Source organism: Brachybacterium endophyticum (assembly GCF_003130585.1).
GTDB classification, from domain to species: Bacteria; Actinomycetota; Actinomycetes; order Actinomycetales; family Dermabacteraceae; genus Brachybacterium; species Brachybacterium endophyticum.
Genome location: NZ_QFKX01000005.1, coordinates 270,535 through 289,396, shown reverse-complemented (window position 1 = coordinate 289,396; position 18,862 = coordinate 270,535). Strand labels below are relative to the sequence as shown.

At 70.3% G+C, this 18,862-nt stretch carries 18 protein-coding genes; 3 read left to right on the top strand and 15 right to left on the bottom strand.

What is annotated here, in order from left to right:
- Positions 1-91 precede the first annotated feature (91 nt).
- The 6 genes from leuA to DEO23_RS13405 all read right to left on the bottom strand — a co-directional run bounded on the left by leuA (position 92) and on the right by DEO23_RS13405 (position 6,323).
- Entirely contained in the window at positions 92-1,801 is a 1,710-nt protein-coding gene (gene leuA / locus DEO23_RS13430; RefSeq protein WP_165831852.1) for a 2-isopropylmalate synthase, read from the bottom strand.
- A gap of 291 nt (positions 1,802-2,092) precedes the next feature.
- Positions 2,093-3,067 carry a GTPase Era gene (gene era / locus DEO23_RS13425; RefSeq protein WP_109276518.1) on the bottom strand — a complete coding sequence of 325 codons (975 nt, stop codon included), beginning with the start codon at positions 3,065-3,067 and terminating at the stop codon, positions 2,093-2,095.
- Positions 3,060-4,442 (bottom strand): hemolysin family protein, encoded by a 1,383-nt coding sequence (locus DEO23_RS13420; protein ID WP_240613404.1) that lies wholly within the window; start codon positions 4,440-4,442, stop codon positions 3,060-3,062. Before DEO23_RS13420 ends, era begins: the two co-directional genes overlap by 8 nt.
- A complete protein-coding gene (ybeY, locus tag DEO23_RS13415; protein WP_109276517.1) occupies positions 4,439-4,906 on the bottom strand; it encodes an rRNA maturation RNase YbeY in 468 nt (155 codons plus the stop codon). The genes DEO23_RS13420 and ybeY overlap by 4 nt, the downstream gene beginning before the upstream one ends.
- A complete protein-coding gene (locus DEO23_RS13410; RefSeq protein WP_109276516.1) occupies positions 4,903-5,967 on the bottom strand; it encodes a PhoH family protein in 1,065 nt (354 codons plus the stop codon). The genes ybeY and DEO23_RS13410 overlap by 4 nt, the downstream gene beginning before the upstream one ends.
- Complete coding sequence (locus tag DEO23_RS13405; protein WP_420808028.1) at positions 5,964-6,323, bottom strand: histidine triad nucleotide-binding protein; 360 nt, start codon at positions 6,321-6,323, stop codon at positions 5,964-5,966. Before DEO23_RS13405 ends, DEO23_RS13410 begins: the two co-directional genes overlap by 4 nt.
- Before the next feature lie 147 nt (positions 6,324-6,470).
- Here DEO23_RS13405 and DEO23_RS13400 point away from each other — a divergent pair, with 147 nt between their 5' ends.
- The gene (locus tag DEO23_RS13400) at positions 6,471-7,013 is read left to right on the top strand and encodes an NADPH-dependent FMN reductase (RefSeq protein ID WP_109276515.1); all 543 of its coding nucleotides are present in this window, start codon (positions 6,471-6,473) and stop codon (positions 7,011-7,013) included.
- 138 nt (positions 7,014-7,151) lie between these two features.
- Here DEO23_RS13400 and DEO23_RS13395 read toward each other — a convergent pair whose 3' ends face one another.
- The 6 genes from DEO23_RS13395 to hrcA form a co-directional block, all read right to left on the bottom strand.
- Positions 7,152-8,015, bottom strand: coding sequence for an ABC transporter permease (locus DEO23_RS13395; protein WP_133249881.1), 864 nt, complete (start codon positions 8,013-8,015; stop codon positions 7,152-7,154).
- Entirely contained in the window at positions 8,008-8,748 is a 741-nt protein-coding gene (locus tag DEO23_RS13390) for an ABC transporter permease (RefSeq protein ID WP_165831839.1), read from the bottom strand. Before DEO23_RS13390 ends, DEO23_RS13395 begins: the two co-directional genes overlap by 8 nt.
- A 134-nt stretch (positions 8,749-8,882) precedes the next feature.
- Positions 8,883-9,881 (bottom strand): ABC transporter ATP-binding protein, encoded by a 999-nt coding sequence (locus DEO23_RS13385; protein ID WP_109276512.1) that lies wholly within the window; start codon positions 9,879-9,881, stop codon positions 8,883-8,885.
- Between the two features lie 119 nt (positions 9,882-10,000).
- The gene (locus DEO23_RS13380) at positions 10,001-10,789 is read right to left on the bottom strand and encodes a 16S rRNA (uracil(1498)-N(3))-methyltransferase (protein ID WP_109276511.1); all 789 of its coding nucleotides are present in this window, start codon (positions 10,787-10,789) and stop codon (positions 10,001-10,003) included.
- Between the two features lie 24 nt (positions 10,790-10,813).
- Positions 10,814-11,941 carry a molecular chaperone DnaJ gene (dnaJ, locus tag DEO23_RS13375; RefSeq protein WP_109276510.1) on the bottom strand — a complete coding sequence of 376 codons (1,128 nt, stop codon included), beginning with the start codon at positions 11,939-11,941 and terminating at the stop codon, positions 10,814-10,816.
- Between the two features lie 62 nt (positions 11,942-12,003).
- Complete coding sequence (hrcA, locus tag DEO23_RS13370; protein WP_109276509.1) at positions 12,004-13,017, bottom strand: heat-inducible transcriptional repressor HrcA; 1,014 nt, start codon at positions 13,015-13,017, stop codon at positions 12,004-12,006.
- Positions 13,018-13,163: 146 nt separating this feature from the next.
- Between hrcA and DEO23_RS13365 the strand changes: the two genes are divergently transcribed.
- Both DEO23_RS13365 and DEO23_RS13360 read left to right on the top strand, forming a co-directional pair.
- Positions 13,164-14,054 (top strand): DUF3097 domain-containing protein, encoded by an 891-nt coding sequence (locus DEO23_RS13365; RefSeq protein ID WP_165831838.1) that lies wholly within the window; start codon positions 13,164-13,166, stop codon positions 14,052-14,054.
- Positions 14,055-14,199: 145 nt separating this feature from the next.
- Positions 14,200-15,159 (top strand): DUF4870 domain-containing protein, encoded by a 960-nt coding sequence (locus DEO23_RS13360; RefSeq protein WP_109276508.1) that lies wholly within the window; start codon positions 14,200-14,202, stop codon positions 15,157-15,159.
- Positions 15,160-15,283: 124 nt separating this feature from the next.
- Here the strand turns inward: DEO23_RS13360 and DEO23_RS13355 are convergent, their stop codons facing one another.
- Genes DEO23_RS13355 through lepA form a run of 3 tightly spaced genes read right to left on the bottom strand, consistent with a single transcriptional unit; the run spans position 15,284 to position 18,772 of the window.
- Entirely contained in the window at positions 15,284-15,655 is a 372-nt protein-coding gene (locus tag DEO23_RS13355) for an iron chaperone (RefSeq protein WP_109276507.1), read from the bottom strand.
- A gap of 28 nt (positions 15,656-15,683) precedes the next feature.
- On the bottom strand, positions 15,684-16,874 hold the full coding sequence (hemW, locus tag DEO23_RS13350; protein WP_109276589.1) for a radical SAM family heme chaperone HemW: 1,191 nt from the start codon (positions 16,872-16,874) through the stop codon (positions 15,684-15,686).
- Between the two features lie 5 nt (positions 16,875-16,879).
- On the bottom strand, positions 16,880-18,772 hold the full coding sequence (lepA, locus tag DEO23_RS13345; RefSeq protein WP_109276506.1) for a translation elongation factor 4: 1,893 nt from the start codon (positions 18,770-18,772) through the stop codon (positions 16,880-16,882).
- Positions 18,773-18,862: the final 90 nt, after the last annotated feature.

The window sequence follows — 18,862 nt, the reverse complement described above, 5'->3', positions numbered from 1 at the left end:
GCTGTCCCCTCCCGATGACGGGCGAGGGGCCGACGGTGCGTGCCCGTCGACCCCTCGTGCGCTCCCGACCCGCGTGTCGCGGGCCCGTAGTTCAGTGCTTGGAGCGCTCGGCCCGGTTCAGCGCCGAGACGATCGCCTGCAGCGATGCGCGGGTGATGGAGCCGTCGACGCCGACGCCCCAGAAGATCCGCTCGCCGATCTCGCACTCGATGTACGAGGCGGCCAGGGAGTCGTCGCCCTCGGTGAGCGCGTGCTCGGCGTAGTCGAGGATCCGCAGCTGGACGCCCTGGCCGGCGAGTGCCTTGACGAAGCCGTCCAGCGGGCCGTTGCCGTAGCCCTCGACCGTCTCCTCGTGGTCGTCCACGCGCAGCTCGACCGCGATCCGGTCCGAGCCCTCGCCCGCGGACTCCTGGTGCACGCCGTGGAAACCGAAACGCCCCCAGGTGCGGGCGGGGTCCTGGGCGGGAAGGTACTCGTCGCTGAAGCTGTCCCACAGCGCCGCGGCGGAGACCTCGCCGCCCTCGGAGTCGGTGATGTTCTGGACGATGCCCGAGAACTCGATCTGCAGGCGCCGCGGGAGGTCCAGACCGTGCTCGGTGCGCAGGAGGTAGGCCATGCCGCCCTTGCCCGACTGGGAGTTCACGCGGATCACGGCCTCGTAGGAGCGGCCGATGTCCCGCGGGTCGATGGGCAGGTAGGGCACCCTCCACACCAGGTCGTCGACCTGCTTCCCGGCGGCCTCCGCATCGGACCGCATCCGGTCCAGGCCCTTGTTGATGGCGTCCTGGTGGGAGCCGGAGAAGGCGGTGAACACGAGGTCGCCGCCGTAGGGGACCCGCTCGGGCACGCGCATCTGGTTGCAGTGCTCGACCGTCCGTCGCACCTCGTCGAGGTCGGTGAAGTCGATCTGGGGGTCCACGCCCTGGCTGAACAGGTTCAGCCCCAGCGTCACCAGGTCCACGTTGCCGGTGCGCTCCCCGTTGCCGAACAGGCAGCCCTCGATGCGATCCGCGCCCGCCATGTACCCGAGCTCGGCGGCGGCGACGCCGCTCCCACGATCGTTGTGCGGGTGCAGGGAGAGCACGATGCCCTCGCGCGGGACCAGGTGGCGGCTCATCCACTCGATCGAATCGGCGTAGACGTTCGGGGTCGCCATCTCGACGGTCGCGGGCAGGTTCACGATCATCTTGTGCTCGGGCGTGGGCCGGAAGACGTCCGCGACGGCGTTGCACACGCACACCGCGTACTCGAGCTCGGTCCCGGTGAAGGACTCGGGCGAGTACTGGTAGGTGACCTGGGTGTCCGGGACGGTCTCCTCGTACTTCTTGCAGAGCAGCGCGCCCTGCACCGCGATGTCCAGCACGCCGTCCTCGTCGGAGCGGAAGACGACATCGCGCTGGACGATCGAGGTCGAGTTGTAGAGGTGGACGACGGCGCGGTGGGCGCCGGAGATCGCCTCGTAGGTGCGCTCGATGAGGTGCTCACGGGACTGGGTGAGCACCTGGATCGAGACGTCCTCGGGGATGCGGTCCTCCTCGATGAGGGCGCGCACGAGGTCGAAGTCCGTCTGGCTGGCGGCCGGGAACCCGACCTCGATCTCCTTGTAGCCCATGCGTACCAGGAGCTCGAACATCCGCAGCTTGCGCTCGTGGTTCATGGGGTCGATGAGCGCCTGGTTGCCGTCACGCAGATCGACCGCGCACCAGCGCGGTGCGCGCGTGATGCGGGTGTCGGGCCAGGTGCGGTCGGGCAGCTCCACCCGGATCTGCTCGTGGAAGGGCAGGTACTTGTGGGTGGGCATTCCCGAGGGCTGCTGGGGGGCGTCGCCGTCGCAGCCGACGACGGGGAGCGACGGGTCGGCGGTCGCGGCGCGGGGGGAGCCGGCGTCGGCCTGGGCGGCATCGGTCGGGACTGTGGTCGCAGTGGTGTTCACAGGGGGATCCTTCGACTGCTGGAGCGTGTCGCCGGGTGGGCAGAGGAGCGGCCGCGGCGAGGTCCCGGCGGATCAGGCCTCGACGCGGCGGCTAAGCAGGAGGATCGTTCCCGGCATGTGCGCCACCGTACACCCGGCTCACGGGGCGTTCGAACCGTCTCAGAATCCGAGCCGTCCCAGCTGGCGGGGGTCGCGCTGCCAGTCCTTGGCGACCTTGATCCGCAGGTCCAGGTGGATGCGACGGCCCAGCAGGGCGTTGATCTCCTCGCGGGCGCTGGCCCCCACCTCTCGCAGGCGGGAGCCGCCGCGGCCGATGATGATGCCCTTCTGGCTGTCCCGCTCGACGAACAGGCTCGCCCGCACCACCAGTCGACCCTGACCGGGCTCCACCTCGGCGAAGGGATCGCCGTCGGGATCGGTCTCGGCGATCTCCTCGACGACCACCGCGATCGAATGGGGCAGCTCGTCGCGGACGCCCTCGAGCGCGGCCTCGCGGATCAGCTCGGCGATGCGGTCCTCGTCGCTCTCCTCGGTGAGCGTCCCGTCGGGATAGAGCTGCGGACTCTCGGGCAGCAGTCCCGCGATCACCGACACCAGGTCCTCGACCTGACGTCCGGTGACGGCGCTGATGGGCACGATCGCGTCGACGTCCAGGAGCTGGTCCACGTCGATCAGGTGCTCGGCGATGCGCTGCGACCCCACCAGGTCGCACTTGGTGACGACGGCGACGAACTTGGGGCCCCGCCGTCCGCGACGCATCTCGGCGAGGTCCTCGGCGATGAAGCGGTCGCCCGGCCCGATCTTCTGATCGGCGGGCAGGCAGAAGCCGACCACGTCGACCTCGGTGAGCGTCTCGCGCACCAGATCGTTCAGCCTCTCCCCCAGCAGCGTGCGCGGGCGGTGCACGCCGGGGGTGTCCACGAGGACGACCTGGGCGTCCTCACGGGTGAGGATCCCTCGGATCGCCCGGCGAGTGGTCTGCGGCTTCGAGGAGGTGATCGCGACCTTCTCGCCCACCAGGGCGTTCGTGAGCGTCGACTTGCCGACGTTCGGGCGCCCGACCAGGGCGACGAACCCGGCGCGATGCTCGGACGGCGCCCCCGCGGGCGTTGACTCGGTGGTGCTCTCAGGCATGCTCCTCCTCCTGGACGGACGCGCTCTGCCCCGTCGTCTCGCTGCTCGTCCCGGGGTCGACGACGGGGACGGAGCCGGTCCGGGTGTCCTCCCGCTCCTCCTTGGGGGTCCTGCTGACCAGGACGGTCGCCAGCTGCTTGCGTCGGCCGCCGGTGCGGTCGGCCACCAGGCGCAGCCCGAGCGCGTCGGACTCCGAGCCGATGATGGGGATGCGTCCGAGCGACTTGGTGAGGAGTCCGCCGACGGTGTCGACGTCCTCGTCCTCGATGTCCAGGCCGAACAGCTCTCCCGCGGTGGATATGCTCTCGCGAGCCGGGACCCGGAAGACGCCGTCCTCGAGCTCCTCGATGCGAAGCTCCGCCCGGTCGTGCTCGTCGGCGATCTCGCCCACGATCTCCTCGAGGACGTCCTCGATGGTGACCATGCCGGAGACCCCGCCGTACTCCTCGACGAGGATCGCGATGTGCACGCGCCGGGTCTGCATGGCGTGCAGGACTTCGTCCGCCCCGAGGAACTCGGGCAGCACCATCGGGGCGCGCATGAGCTGGTCCACCGGGCGTTCGGGGCTGGGGTCCCAGGGCGAGTGAATGGTGCGCATGACGTCCTTGACGTAGAGGACGCCCTGGAGGTCGTCGACCGTCTCGCCGATCACCGGGATGCGCGAGTAGCCCGAGCGCACGAACAGACGCATGGCCTTCTCGGCGGTGGTCGCGGCGGTGACCGTGACGATGTCCGTGCGGGGCACCATGATCTCGCGCACGAGCGTGTCGCCGAGGTCGAAGACGCCCTGGATCATGTCGCGCTCGGTGTCCTCGAGCTCCTCGTTCTCCATGGCGCGGTCCACGTACTGGCGCAGCTCGGCCTCGGTCGCGTACGGGCCGCCCGAGATCTTCCCGCCCGGCGTGAACGCGGAACCCACGTGGATCATCAGTCGCGCGAGCGGACCCAGCAGGTTCCGCGCCACGCTGATCAGCCCGGACAGCAGCACCGAGAAGCGCTCGGGCCGCCTGCGGCCGACGGTCCTCGGCGAGACGGAGACCACCAGGAACGAGCCGACGACGGCGATCGCGACCGACAGCAGGGTGGGCAGGACCCACCCGTGCATGGTCTCGAACACGATCGCGGTGATCGCGACCGCCATGATCGACTCGGAGATCACGCGGCCCAGGCTGATCGCGGCCAGGGTGTGCGGGGCGTCCTCGTGCTGGTGCAGCACGCGCCGACGCACCCGCTCGGGCGACTCGGCCTCCTCGAGGTGGCGCTCGAGGGCGGCGCGCGAGGTGCCCAGCAGGGCGGCGTCGGCGGCCGAGAGCAGACCGCCGCAGACCATGCCCAGGACGGCCAGCGGGATGAGGACCAGCAGCAGTGCTGTCACTCGGTGTCCTTGCCGCGGGAGGCGAGGAACGTCAGCAGCAGTCGGCGCTGGAGGTCGAACATGACCGTGCGTTCCTCCTCCTCGGCGTGGTCGTAGCCCATCAGGTGCAACATGCCGTGGGTGGCCAGCAGCAGCATCTCCTCGATCGCGCTGTGGCCGGCGGAGGCGGCCCGGGAGGCGGCGACCGTGGGGCAGATCGCGATGTCGCCGAGCAGACCCTCCGGGGCGGGCGCGTCCTCCGAGCCGGGACTGAGCTCGTCCATCGGGAAGCTCAGCACGTCGGTGGGGCCGGGCTCGTCCATCCACTGGATGTGCAGCTGCTCCATCGCCGACTCGTCGATGAACAGGATCGAGAGCTCCGTGAGCGGGTGCATGTGCATCTGCTCGAGGACGAAGCGGGAGAGGTCGACGAACTCCCGCTCGTCGACCCGGGTGGTGGTCTCGTTGCGGACCTCGATGCTCATCGGGCACCGCCCTTCGATCCGTGGCGGCGCGAGCCGCCCTCGCCGTGGCCGCCGCCCTTGCTGCCGACCTCCCAGCGTCCGTAGGCCTCGACGATGTCGGTGACGAGGCGATGGCGCACCACGTCGCGCGGGGTGAGGCGGCAGAAGGAGATGTCGTCGATGCCGCGCAGCACCTGCTCGACCACCTTCAGACCGCTCGGCTGGCCGCCCGGGAGGTCGACCTGGGTGACGTCCCCGGTCACGACCATGGTGGAGTTGAAGCCGAGGCGGGTGAGGAACATCTTCATCTGCTCGGGGCTGGTGTTCTGCGCCTCGTCGAGGATGATGAAGGCGTCGTTCAGCGTGCGCCCGCGCATGTACGCCAGCGGGGCGACCTCGATGGTTCCCGCGCCCATCAGGCGCGGGATCGACTCGGGGTCGAGCATGTCGTGCAGGGCGTCGTAGAGCGGACGCAAGTACGGATCGATCTTCTCGTTGAGGCCACCCGGCAGGAAGCCCAGACGCTCCCCCGCCTCGACCGCGGGCCGGGTGAGGATGATGCGATCCACCTGCTTGGACAGCAGCATGCGCACCGCGAGCGCCACCGCCAGGTAGGTCTTGCCGGTCCCGGCGGGGCCGATGCCGAAGGTGACCGTGCTGCTCTCGATGGCGTCGATGTACTGCTTCTGCCCCAGGGTCTTGGGGCGGATCGTACGGCCGCGGGAGGAGAGGACCGTGCGGGCCAGCACGGTCTCGATCCGCTCACCGGCGCCGCGGTCGTCGCCGTACAGCTCGGCGGCGCGGGTCACCGCCTCGGGAGTGACGGTCTGCCCGCTCTGGGCGACCTCGATCAGGCTGCGCACGATGTGCTCCGCGCGGCGCACGGCCCGCTCCTCGCCCCGGAGGGTGATGCGGTGGCCGCGGACGGCGACGTCGGCCCCCGGCAGCACGTCCTCGAGCGTGTTCAATGCACTGTCGGACTCGCCGAGGACCTGGAGGGGGCTGAGGTGGTCCGGGATCGCGAGGATGCGCTCGGTGGTCTCGGGAGCAGGTCCCGGTGCGGGGGTGAGAGGGTCTGTCACATCTGTCCTTCTGTGAGCTGGGTGCCCGCGAGCACGTGCGCATGCACGTGGAAGACGGTCTGCCCGGCGCTCGCGCCGGTGTTGAAGATGAGGCGGAACTCGCCGTCGGCCAGATCGTCGGCGAGACGACCCGCGACCCGGGTGACGTGGGCGAGCAGCTCCGGGTCCTCGGAGAGCTCGCGGACGTCCCGCAGGTGTGCGCGCGGGACGACGAGCACGTGGACCGGCGCCTTGGGGGCGAGGTCCTTGAAGGCGATCACCTGGTCGTCCTCGTGGACGCGCTCGGAGGGGATCTCCCCGCCGACGATCCTGCAGAAGACGCACTCGGTCTCGGTGTGCTGATCGGTGCTCATCATGACGCCGATTCTACGGGCCGCGTGGAGTGCGGGCACGGACGTGCAATCGACCACAGGTGGTTCACAGTCCTGGAATTCTTCGGCAGGTTCGGCGTTGACTGGTCCGGAATGGTTCATTCGTCAACTACTTCGTGAGGTCCTCCCCCCATGGCCAAGCTCGGCATCATCGTCTCCAGTGCTCGTCCGAACCGCGTCGCGGACCATGTGGCCCAGTGGGTCTCGTCCGCCGTCGACGAGCGCTTCGAGATCGACGTCATCGATCTGAAGGACATCGCGCTCCCCGCCTTCGACGAGCCCCAGAGCCCGAAGTCCGGTGCGGACAAGACCACCGATCACGGACGCAGCTGGGGCGAGCGCATCGGCTCGCTCGACGCCGCGGTGATCCTCACCCCGCAGTACAACGGCGCCTACACCGGTGCGCTCAAGAACGCCGTCGACTTCCTCTACAACGAGTGGAGCGGCCTGCCGCTGCTGCTGGTCGGCTACGGCTGGGGCGAGGCCGGCGAGGTCCTGCCGATGCTGGAGTCCCTGATGACCCGCGTGGGCAGCGAGGTCGTGGACACGATCGGACTCGGCTTCCGCGAGGACCTCTCGGTCGAGGGCGAGCTGTTCGTGCGCGAGGAGAAGACCGCGCAGCTGCGCGACGGCATCGTGGTGCTCGAGCAGAAGGCGCTCCAGCCCGTCGGCTGAGACGCCGGAGACAGGCAGGGCTCGACGGCCCTGCAGAGATCATGAACGGCCGCTCCCGGCTTCCGCCGGGGCGGCCGTTCGTGCGCGAGGCGCGAGGCGCGGGGTCCGTGGCAGGTGGGCGGCACGGCGTCACAGGGCTCAGTTGCCGGGGCTCGAGTACCAGCGGGACATTCGGCTGAACACGAGGATGCCCGCGCGAAGGACCAGTGGCCCGACGAACGGCGAGAGTTGCGCGAACAGGAGTGGAACCACCAGCTCGTCGGTGCGGCCCAGCAGCACGGTCATCGGCAGGTAGGCCATGAAGGCGAGCGGGACGAGGAAGGTCAGCAGCCAGTTGCCCACGGTTCCGAAGATCGACATCGGATACGCGCCGAAGTCGGTCAGCACGCGGTCGATGGTGTCCTTGATGCGGGTCACCGGCCCCCAGCGGAAGTCCAGCCCGGAGATGCCGATCTGCAGGCCCGCCTCGACGAGCCCGCCGCCGACCGCCGCGAGGACCAGGTAGAGGATGCGCCCGGAGGTCCAGGTGACGTCGACCAGCTGGGCGGCTGTCACCAGGATCGCGAGCCCCAGCACGAGATCGCCGATGGTCCCGGGGTTGAAGTACCGCGTGAGCATCTGGACCAGCGGGGAGACAGGGCGCAGCAGGTAGCGATCCCATTCACCGTTGCGGATGGCCTGCGCGCTGCCGCGATGCTGCCCGAAATTGATCGTGCACACGCCGTGCGCCGTCAGTCGCAGTCCGTACAGCAGGGCGACTTCGCCGACGCTCCAGCCGGCGATCGCCCCGAAGGCGTGCAGAAGCACCCCGATGAAGGCCAGTTGCGTGCCCTGCAGCGCGGCGCTGCCCAGGAAGGTCACCACGAGGTTCACTCGGTGGACGCGCATGCTGCGCCAGGTGCCCTGCAGGAGCGCAGCGTAGCTGCGCCAGAGCGGCACGGGCCGGGCGAGCGTTCTCCACGTCGCTGTCGAGGCGGGGCGGGGCGCGATCGTCTCAGCCACCGAAGATCACCAGCCGGCGTACGGCCCGACGCCAGACGAGTGCCGCCAGGGCCGCGAGCACGACGATCCAGATCAGCTGCCCACCGATCGCCTGCAGCGTGTGAACGCCCGGCGAGCGGTCCAGGTAGATGCTCAGCGGGGTGAACACCTGCGCTGAGAAGGGCAGCAGCTCGAGCGCTGTGCGCAGACCCCCGGGCATGAACCACAGCGGGATCAGCGCCCCCGAGCTGAACTGCGCGAGCATCCGGTAGATGAGGAAAGCGCCGCCGACCTCGAGGGTCCAGAAGCCCACCAGCCCCACCGTGAAGTTCAGGATCAGCACGATCGTGAAGCCCAGGGCGAGGGAGGCCGCGAAGGCCAGTGCCGAAGCCACGGTGCCGGGAGGTTCGATCGCCCCGATCGCGAGCCCGATCACGAGGGCGCAGAGCACTGCGGGTAGCTGGGCGAGGGAGGCTCCCACCTGTTGCGCGAGCGCCGAGGGGACGGCCGAGATCGGGCGCATCACGTCGAAGGCGATGGCTCCGGTGCGCAGGCGCCCGTAGAGGGTGTCGAAGACGAATGGTTGGAAGACGATCGAGGCGAGAACGCCGAGGATCGCGTAGGTGATCGCGTTGGCATGATCGACGTCCGCGACCTCCGTGCGCGTGCCGTAGACGGCCCGCCAGACCAGGAACACCAGCACGACCTGGAGGCACGCGCCCACGATCCCGCTCCAGATCGCTGCACGGAACACGAACTGCGCCCGCCAGGCCTGCCTGCAGCTCGCGGCGAGCCCCCGCAGCAGGAGGGGCGCCGGCAGGCGCGCTGTCCGAGTCGGCGCCCTGTGGACACGGGGGCGGACATTCGCCGCGCTCTGCGCTCCCCCGGTCATGCGTCCACGCTCCCGGCCAGGTAGATCCGCCGGATGATGTCCTCGACGTCGGGCTCGCGGGAGGTGATGTCGAGGACCGGGAGCGCGTCGGTGACCCTGCTGATCGCCGTTGGCGGCGCGAGCTGCACCGGATCGAAGCGCAACGTGGACAGGACCTCGTCGCCGTCACGCCGACTCGCCCGCACGTCGATTCCATCGACGGCCACGTCCAACGGGACCTCGTGTGGGGTGCGCACGACGAGTTCACGGTAGGGCGCGTAGCCGCGCCGCAGCGCCTCGATGGTGCCGTCGTAGAGGATTCGGCCCTCGTCGATGATCACCACGCGGCGGGCGAGCTGCTCGATGTCGGCGATGTCGTGGGTGGTCAGCAGCACGGTGGTGCCCCGTTCACGGTTGCGCTCGGCGATGAACTCGCGGATCCGCACCTTCGCCACCACGTCCAGTCCGACGGTGGGTTCGTCGAGGTAGAGCACGGGTGGCTCGTAGAGCATCGCTGCCACGATGTCGCCGCGCATGCGCTGGCCGAGCGAGAGCGAGCGCACGGGCGTGTCCAGGAAGGAGCCCATCTCCAGGAGGTCCACGAACTCCTCGAGCGAGCGTCGGTAGTCGGCCCGGCCGAGCCCGTAGAGCCGTGAGATCAGCTCGAAGGAGTCACGCAGCGGCAGGTCCGTCCACAACTGTGAGCGCTGTCCGAAGACGGCTCCGATGTTGCGGGCGTTGGTGCGGCGGTCCTTCCACGGCACGATGCCCTCGACCTCGACGTGACCCGAGGTCGGCACGAGGATGCCGGTGAGCATCTTGATCGTGGTCGACTTTCCGGCGCCGTTCGGACCGAGGTAGCCCACGATCTCCCCGTCGTCGATCCTCAAGGAGATGTCGTCGACGGCGCGCGTGGCGACGCGGCAGGTGCTGAGGAAGGACCGCAGGCCGCCAAGCGGTCCGTCGACGCGGGCGGGCCTGCTGAACTCCTTGACCAGGTGCTCGGCGAGGATCATCGGAGCGTCGCCTCAGCCGGCGGGGTCTCTCGCGAACGGCGGGTGTCGGCAGTGGCGCACATGGGTCAGAAGACTTGCAGGCCGTGACCCAGGACACAAGCACATTCGGTGCGGGTCGGTCACCACCTGCCGACGAGCGTGCTCAGCACGGCGATCGCCGACGGTCCCGCTGTCGAGGAGCGCAGCACCTCGGGCCCCAGCAGGACGCTGCGGGCGCCTGCCTCGCGCAGGCTGTCGAGCTCGGTCGGCGCGATGCCGCCCTCGGGGCCGACGACCACCACGATCTCGGGCACCCGGTCACCGGCGGCCGAGCGCGAGATCTCCTCGGCGAGGCTCATCAGTCCCACCGACTCCTGCTCGTGCAGGACCAGGACGAACGCGCCGTCGGCGGTCCGCTCCGCGAGGTCGTCGGCGAGGCCGGGCGTCGTGCGTGCCTCGTCGACCTCGGGGATGCCGCGGCGGCGGCACTGCTTGACGGCGGCACGGACGGTCGCGAGCCAGCGCTCACGCCCCTTGCGCAGCTTCTCGCCCTTCCACACGGAGACCGAGCGCTGGGCGATCCACGGGGTGATCCGGTCGACGCCCAGCTCGGTCGCCGACTCGATCGCCTGCTCGTCGCGGCCGCCCGTGGCGAGCGCCTGGACGAGGGCGAGGCGGGGTCGCCGGTCGACGCCTTCCGAGGGCGCCTGCAGGAGCCGCAGGTCCAGCTGCTCCTTGCGGGCCTCGCTCACCTCGGCGAGGGCCTGCCGGCCCGCGGCGTCGGTCAGCAGCACCCGCTCGCCTGCGCGGATCCGCGCGACCTTCGCGGCGTGACGCCCCTCCTCCCCTGCGAGCACGTACGCGCTGCCCTCGGCGAGGTCGACGAGGGCGTCGTCGAGCACCAGGAAGGAGGCGGGGGTGTCTGGCACGTGGGCTCCTGGAGCGGTCGGGGCTCAGCGCTCGCGCAGGCGGTCGCGCAGCTTGCCGAACATGGTGTGGCCGCGTCGGCCCGAGGTGGCCGCGGGCTTCTCCTCGTCGCGCACGCTCGCGAGCTTCTCGAGCAGGTCGCGCTGCTCCTCGTCGAGGCGGGTCGGGATCTTCACGTCCAGCTCCACGCGGATGTCACCGCGCGTGGCGCGGCGCAGCGGGGTGATCCCCAGTCCCTTGAGGGTGATCTCCTCGCCGGGCTGGCTGCCGGGCTCGACCTCGACCACGCGCTCGCCGTCGAAGGTCTCCAGCGGGATGCTGGCACCGAGGGCGGCGGCCGTCATCGGGATGGACAGGCGGGTGACCAGGTCGGAGCCCTCGCGCACGAAGACGTCGTGGTCGGTGACCGAGAGCTCGACGAAGAGGTCGCCGGAGGGCCCGTCGGCCTCGCCGACCTCGCCCTCCCCGCGCAGCTGGATGCGGGTGCCGTCCTCGACGCCGGAGGGGATGCGCACCGTCACGGTGCGCTCGCTGGGGACGCGTCCGTGGCCCGAGCACTGGGTGCAGGGAGACTCGATCACGTCGCCGTGGCCGCCGCAGACGGGGCACGGCGCCATCGTGACCATCTGGCCCAGCAGCGACTGGGCGACCTTCTGGACGTGGCCCGAGCCGCTGCAGTTGCTGCAGCGCTTCGGGGAGGTTCCGGGCTCGCAGCAGCTTCCCTGGCAGCGGTCGCAGCCGACGGCCGTGCGGAAGGAGACCTCCTGCTCGGTGCCGAAGACGACGTCGCGCAGCGAGACCTGCGTGCGACGCAGCACGTCGCCGCCGCGGCGCTGACGCGGGGTCGGACCCTGACCGCGCCCGCGCATGCCGGAGGCGCCGGCGAACATGTCGAAGATGTCGGAGAAGTCGAAGGAGGCCCCGCCCGGGAAGCCGCCCATGCCCGGGCCGCCGCCCATGTCGTACTGGCGGCGCCGGTCGGGGTTCGAGAGCGTCTCGTAGGCCTGGGAGACCTTCTTGAACTTGTCCTGCGCCTCCGGGTCCGGGTTCACGTCCGGGTGGAGGGTGCGGGCGAGCTTGCGGTAGGCCTTCTTGATCTCGTCGGTCGAGGCCTCGCGGCTGACACCGAGAAGGTCGTAGTAGTCGTCGTTCACGAAGGAGTTCCTTGCTGTGGCGGTGGTTCTCTGGGGCGCGTGCGCGGTGGGAGCAGGCTCTCTCAGGCCAGGAAGCGGGAGACGTACCGTGCCAGGGCCTGCACGGTGGAGATGCCGGTGACGTAGTCCATCCGGGTGGGGCCGAGGATCGCCAGGTGCGAGCCGTCACGGTACCCGGCTCCCACGACCGACGTCTGTGCGAGCGCGTTGTCGTGGATCTCCTGGCCGATGCGGACCTCGACGGCGCCCGGCTCGGCCTGCATGGACCCCAGGAGGCGCAGCAGCACGAGCTGCTCCTCGAGGATGTCCAGCAACGGCTCGACCTGGATGGGGAAGTCGACGGCCGAGCGGGCGAGGTTCGCGGCGCCGGCCATGATGATGCGGTCCTCGGTGCGGTTCTGGGCGAGCGACTGCAGCGCCCCGACCACCTCGCGGACGGCGTCCTGGTTCCCCGGAGGCGTGCGGGCCAGGAGGTCACCGAGAGGGCTGTCCAGGGCGGTGACCTCGCGGCCGACGACGGCCTGGTTGAGCCGAGCACGCAGATCGGCGAAGAAGTCCGTGTCGTACTCCGGCCCGCGACCGGCCACCAGGGGGATGGTGCGCTGGTCGACCTGTCCGGACTCCGTGATCAGGACCACGAGCAGGAGAGCGTCGGCGACCTTCACCAGCTCCACGTGGCGCACGCGGGCCTGGCGGACGGCCGGGTACTGCACGAGCGCCACCTGCTGGGTGAGCTGTGCGAGCAGACGCACCGTCCGGGTGAGGAGGTCGTCGAGATCCCCGGCGTCGTCGAGGAAGGAGCGGATCGCCCGCTTCTCCGGAGAGGACAGCGGCTTGACCGCTGCGACGTGGTCGACGAACGCCCGGTAGCCCTTGTCGGTGGGAACGCGGCCGGCCGAGGTATGGGGCTGGGTGATCAGCCCCTCCTCCTCGAGCAGCGACATGTCGTTGCGGACCGTCGCAGCGGACACACCGAGGTCGTGACGGTCCAGCAGGGACTTCGAGCCGACGGGTTCACGGGTGGCGACGTAGTCCTCGACGATCGCGCCCAAGATCTGGAGTCTGCGCTCCTCCATCTACTCACCTCCTGCTGCTGCTCCTCCGGCCCGTGCGTGCCCTCGAGCGCGCCGGGCCACCGACACGCTGGCACTGTTGGCTTCCGAGTGCCAATCCTACGCGCCGGGGCCGGGGTTCACAGGGAGGTGTTCGCCACCGGTGTACGGTGTCGGCCGTGTCACCGCGATCCTTCCCCGACCGCTACGGCCAGGACGTCCTGTCCTCGCCCGCGCCCGCGCACCACCGCCGCGCACCGCAGGTCACAGACGTCCCCGCCACCCGCGACCTCGTCGTCGAGGAGGCCGCGACCGGCTTCACCGGTGCCATCGTGCGCCTGGAGAAGATCGCCGGGGAGCTCGTCGTCGAGCTCGAGGACGCCAAGGGCCGCCGGCGCGGCTTCCCGATGGGCCCGGGGTTCATGATCGACGGGCGACCGGTGCGTCTCCTGCCGCCGCAGCGCAGCGCCGCGCCCGCGCCTGCGCGTCAGCGCTCGGCATCGGGGTCGGTCTACGTGCAGGGGGCTCGCGCACGGACGGCCCGCGCCTCCCGGATCTGGGTCGAGGGCAAGCACGACGCCGAGCTCGTCCAGAAGGTCTGGGGGCACGACCTGCGCATCGAGGGCGTGGTGGTCGAGATGCTCGACGGCGCCGACAACCTCGCCGAGCGGGTGCGCGACTTCGCCCCCGGGCCCGACAGGCGGCTGGGCGTCCTCGTCGACCACCTCGTGAAGGGGTCGAAGGAGACACGCCTGGCGGAGGAGACCATGCGTCTGCCCGGCGCCGCCGGGAACGTGCTCATCCTCGGCCACCCCTACGTCGACGTCTGGCAGGCCGTGCGGCCCGCCCGCGTGGGTCTGCAGGAATGGCCGCACGTGCCGCGCGGCACCGACATCAAGGTGGGCACCCTGCGGGCCCTCGGCTGGCCGCACGCCGAGCAGGCCGACATCGCCCAGGGCTGGCAGCGGATCCTGTCGACGGTCCGTTCCTACGCCGACGTCGAGCCGACCCTCTCGGGACGGATCGAGGAGCTCATCGACTGGGTGACCACGGAGTCGTAGTCCCCTGGGGGTCTTCCCCCGGTAGCTGCACAGGCTCTCCCCCGCGCGCGAGCGCTTCCGTCCCGGTACTGTCGTGTCGTACGGACCACCCGCAGCGCCCGCACATGACGTGGGGTCGCGGACCACACGGACGAGGAGCGACCTGATGAGTGAGAACACCGACCCCGTCGACCCCTACGGCCCCCGGCCCGACGGCAAGGACAGCTGGGCCCAGCACAGCGACGGGGAGGGCCTCTCCCCGCAGCCCGGCGCCGCCCGATCCCCTGAGGGCACGTCCGCAGCCGACGGATCCGTGGCGGCATCCGGCTCCAGCAGCGCCCCCGGCTCCGGCTCGATCGAGAACGAGTTCTCGGCACCGCGCCCCTCGGGGGATGGCGCGAGCTCGTCGTCCCAGCAGAGCACTGCCCAGGACCCGTCCGCGCCCTATGGCCAGGGTTCTCCCGCTGACCAGGGCGGATACCAGCAGTACGGCGCAGGTCAGGACGGTCCTCACCAACAGGCCGGCGGCGCCCGGCCGGGCGGTTACCAGTATCCGGGCGGCGCCCAGGACCAGGGTTCCGCTCAGCAGCCCGGTGGGAACCAGCAGCCCGGTGGATACCAGCAGCAGCGCGGATACCAGCAGCAGGGCGGCTACCAGCAGGCGCCCGGGGCGGCTCCGTCGGGCGACTGGTCGAACACTCCCCCGCCCCACATCAAGGGCGTCTCCCCCGTGGCCATGACCGGACAGCCGGTCAGCGAGCCGGACGTGAAGCTCTGGTCGATCCTGGCCCAGGTGGCTTCCATCGTCGGCAACCTGATCGGCCTCGGATTCCTCGGCTGGCTCGGCCCGCTGGTCATCTTCCTGGTCTACAAGGACCGCAACCGCTTCGTCCGCTACAACGCCGCAGAGGCGCTCAATGCGGCGATCGCCGTTGTCATCGCCTCCATCGTCCTGTGGATCGTCCTGGGAATCTTCGCCGTGATCACTCTCGGGTTCGGCAGCGTCCTCTTCCCGCTCGTCGGGATCCCGCCCCTGCTGCACATCATCTTCGCGATCATCGGCGCGGTGAAGGCGAACGATCGCCAGTGGTGGAACTACCCGCTGAACATCCGCTTCGTGAAGTGAGCTGACGCGAGGTCACCGGCGCACGTCGCCGCAAAAGGTGCGAGGCCCCGGATCCGCTCGGATCCGGGGCCTCGTGCATGCGCGACCGCAGCGCTCCCGACAGCGCTCGGCCCAGGGGCCGCCGTCACCTCCAGGTCACCCCGTCATCCTCGTACTCGCGAAGGCGGTAGAGCATCATCTCGCGCAGCAGGTCCGTGGGGACCGGGGCGTCGTAGGGCAACTTGACGCTGCCCTTGCCGGTCTCGAACCCGGTGAGACGCTCGGCGAAGGCCTCGCGGGTGCTGGGGGTGAAGACGGCGTTGGCGTGCCGGGCGTGCGTGCTGAGCACGAACAGGATCATGGTCCCGGGGTGCACCCAGGCGGGGTTGCCCCACTTCAGCTGTTCCTCGGCGTCGGGGACCGTCTCCCGGGCGAGCTCGCGTATCCGAGTCGCCGTCTCCCGTGCGGGATCGGGCAGCTGCTCGAAGTACTCGCGCACCGTGGTCGGCTTGCTCATGGCGCCAGTGTGGCACCGCCGTGGATGCTCAGGGCACCAGATCGCGGATCACGGCGTCCGCCAGCAGACGTCCCTCCCGCGTGAGCACCGCCCGGCCATCGGCGAGCGCCGTCGCATCGAGGTGTCCGCGGTCGCGGTGCACAGCGAGCATGCCGCGGGTCTGCTCCGGGATCTCCGCGACGGCGAGGCCGTCCACGATCCGCAGCTCCAGCATGATCCGCTCGAGGAGGCGATCGTGCTCGCTGAGCTGCTCGGACTCCTGGACGGGCAGCTCGTCGCGGGCGAGGAGCCCGGCGTAGCGACTGGGATGCTTGACGTTCCAGGCCCTCATGCCGCGGCGATGGCGGTGCGCCCCCGGCCCGATCCCCCACCAGTCCGCGCCCCGCCAGTAGGCGAGGTTGTGGCGGCAGCGCTGCTCGGGCGTGCGCGCGAAGTTCGAGACCTCGTACCAGCCCAGCCCGTCCGCCACGGCGAGGTCGTCGATCATCTCGTACTTGTCGGCCATGTCGTCGGGGTCCGGAGCCGCGATCTCGCCGTGTCGCAGCCGCCGGGCCATGGCGGTGTTGCCCTCGATGATCAGCGAGTAGGTGGAGAGATGGTCGACCCCGCAGGCGAGAGCGGAGCGCACGGAGGTCTCGACGTCCTCGAGCGTCTCCCCCGGCGTGCCGTAGATCAGGTCGAGGCTCACCGAGAGCCCGGCCTCGCGCGCCCAGGCGACGGCCTGCGGCACGCGCTCGGGATCGTGGGTGCGGTCGAGCGTGGCCAGGACCGAGCGGACCGCGGACTGCATCCCGAACGAGACCCGGGTGACGCCGCCGTCCACGAGGGTGCGCAGCGACTCGGGGGTGACGGAGTCGGGGTTCGCCTCGGTGGTGACCTCGACGTCCTCGGCGAAGGGCACGAGCGAGCGCAGGTGCCCGAGCATCGCCACCAGGTCGTCGGCCGGCAGCAGGGTCGGGGTGCCGCCGCCGAAGAAGACGGTGGAGACGCGGTCGTAGGTGACGCCGTGGGCGGCGTCGTCGGCCACGGTCAGGTCCATCTCGCGCATGGCGTTGGCGGGGTACTCGCGCTGGGATCCTCCGCCGCCGAGCTCGGTCGCCGTGTACGTGTTGAAGTCGCAGTACCCGCAGCGCACCGCGCAGAACGGCACGTGGATGTAGACCGAGAGGTCTCGGGAGCCCACGTGACCGCCCGCGGTCGGCGCGGCTGCGGGGGCCACCGCGCTCACTTCTTCTTCGAGTCCTTGCCCTTGTCGCCCGAGTCGCCGCCGCCGTCGGAGGAGAGCGCGGCGATGAAGGCCTCCTGCGGGACCTCCACGGACCCGATGTTCTTCATGCGCTTCTTGCCCTCCTTCTGCTTCTCGAGCAGCTTGCGCTTACGGGAGATGTCGCCGCCGTAGCACTTGGAGAGCACGTCCTTGCGGATCGCACGGATGTTCTCGCGGGCGATGATGCGCGAACCGATCGCGGCCTGGATCGGCACCTCGAACTGCTGGCGCGGGATCAGGTTCTTGAGCTTGCCGGCCATCTGGACGCCGTAGTGGTACGCCTGGTCCCGGTGGACGACCGCGCTGAAGGCGTCGACCGGCTCGCCCTGCAGGAGCATGTCGACCTTGACCAGGTCCGCGGCCTGTTCGCCCTCGACGTCGTAGTCCAGCGAGGCATAGCCCTTGGTGCGGGACTTCAGCTGGTCGAAGAAGTCGAAGACGATCTCGGCGAGCGGCAGGGTGTAGCGCAGCTCGACCCGGTCCTCGCTGAGGTAGTCCATGCCCTGGAGGTTGCCGCGCTTGGACTGGCACAGGTCCATGATCGCGCCGATGAACTCGCTCGGGGCGAGCAGGGTCGCACGGGTGATGGGCTCGCGGATCTCGCGCACCTTGCCCTCGGGGAAGTCCGAGGGGTTCAGGACGTCGACCTCCGTGCCGTCCTCCATGGTGAGCTTGTAGATCACGCTGGGGGCGGTCGCGATCAGGTCGAGGTCGAACTCGCGCTCGAGCCGCTCGCGGATGATCTCGAGGTGCAGCAGGCCCAGGAAGCCCACGCGGAAGCCGAAGCCGAGCGCCGTGGAGGTCTCGGGCTCGTAGTTCAGGGCGGCATCGTTGAGCTTGAGCTTGTCCAGGGCGTCACGCAGCACCGGGTAGTCGGAGCCGTCGATGGGGAACAGGCCCGAGTAGACCATCGGCTTGGGCTCGTCGTAGCCGGGCAGCGGCTCGTCGGCGCCGCGGCGGGACGAGGTGACGGTGTCGCCGACCTTGGACTGGCGCACGTCCTTCACGCCGGTGATCAGGTACCCGACCTCGCCGGGGCCCAGCCCCTTGGTGGGGATCGGCTCGGGCGAGATGACGCCGAGCTCGAGCAGATCGTGCTCGGCCCCGGTCGAGAGCATCTCGATGCGCTCGCGGGCGGAGAGCTCGCCGTCGAAGACGCGCACGTAGGTGACGACACCGCGATAGGTGTCGTAGACGGAGTCGAAGATCATCGCCCGGCAGGGACCGTCGGCATCGCCGGTGGGCGCCGGCAGGGTGCGCACCACGTGGTCGAGGAGCTCGGGGACGCCCATGCCGGTCTTCCCGGAGACCCGCAGCACCTCGTCGGGCTCGACTCCGACGAGCTGGCCGATCTCGGCGGCGTACTTCTCGGGCTCGGCACCGGGCAGGTCGATCTTGTTGAGCACCGGGATGATGGTGAGGTCGTTCTCCATCGCCAGGTACAGGTTCGCCAGCGTCTGGGCTTCGATGCCCTGGGCGGCGTCGACCAGCAGGATCGCGCCCTCACAGGCGGCGAGCGAGCGCGAGACCTCGTAGGTGAAGTCGACGTGCCCGGGGGTGTCGATCATGTTCAGCGCGAAGTTCTCGCCGTCGACCTGCCAGGGCATGCGGACGGCCTGGCTCTTGACGGTGATCCCACGCTCACGCTCGATGTCCATGCGGTCGAGGTACTGGGCACGCATCGCGCGCTCCTCGACCACGCCCGTCAGCTGCAGCATCCGATCCGCGAGCGTCGACTTGCCGTGATCGATGTGCGCGATGATGCAGAAGTTCCGGATGCACTGCGAGGGCGTCGAGGCGGGCTGGATGTCGCGCGCCTCCTCGGCGGTAATCCTCGGGGTCACCGGCATCCGTCCTTCCGTCGCGCTCTGAGTGGGGTCGAGCCCGGGGCGCGCGGGGCCCCGGGACGTCATCCCATGGTCTCACGGGCCGACGCCACC

Coding starts and splice junctions, on each gene's coding strand:
- era (WP_109276518.1), bottom strand. CDS start 3,067: ATGCCTGAGAGCACCACCGAGTCAACGCCCGCGGGGGCGCCGTCCGAG.
- DEO23_RS13400 (WP_109276515.1), top strand. CDS start 6,471: ATGGCCAAGCTCGGCATCATCGTCTCCAGTGCTCGTCCGAACCGCGTC.
- DEO23_RS13355 (WP_109276507.1), bottom strand. CDS start 15,655: ATGAGCAAGCCGACCACGGTGCGCGAGTACTTCGAGCAGCTGCCCGAT.
- hrcA (WP_109276509.1), bottom strand. CDS start 13,017: ATGGAGGAGCGCAGACTCCAGATCTTGGGCGCGATCGTCGAGGACTAC.
- ybeY (WP_109276517.1), bottom strand. CDS start 4,906: ATGAGCATCGAGGTCCGCAACGAGACCACCACCCGGGTCGACGAGCGG.
- lepA (WP_109276506.1), bottom strand. CDS start 18,772: ATGCCGGTGACCCCGAGGATTACCGCCGAGGAGGCGCGCGACATCCAG.
- DEO23_RS13360 (WP_109276508.1), top strand. CDS start 14,200: ATGAGTGAGAACACCGACCCCGTCGACCCCTACGGCCCCCGGCCCGAC.
- leuA (WP_165831852.1), bottom strand. CDS start 1,801: ATGCCCACCCACAAGTACCTGCCCTTCCACGAGCAGATCCGGGTGGAG.
- DEO23_RS13405 (WP_420808028.1), bottom strand. CDS start 6,323: ATGATGAGCACCGATCAGCACACCGAGACCGAGTGCGTCTTCTGCAGG.
- DEO23_RS13385 (WP_109276512.1), bottom strand. CDS start 9,881: ATGATCCTCGCCGAGCACCTGGTCAAGGAGTTCAGCAGGCCCGCCCGC.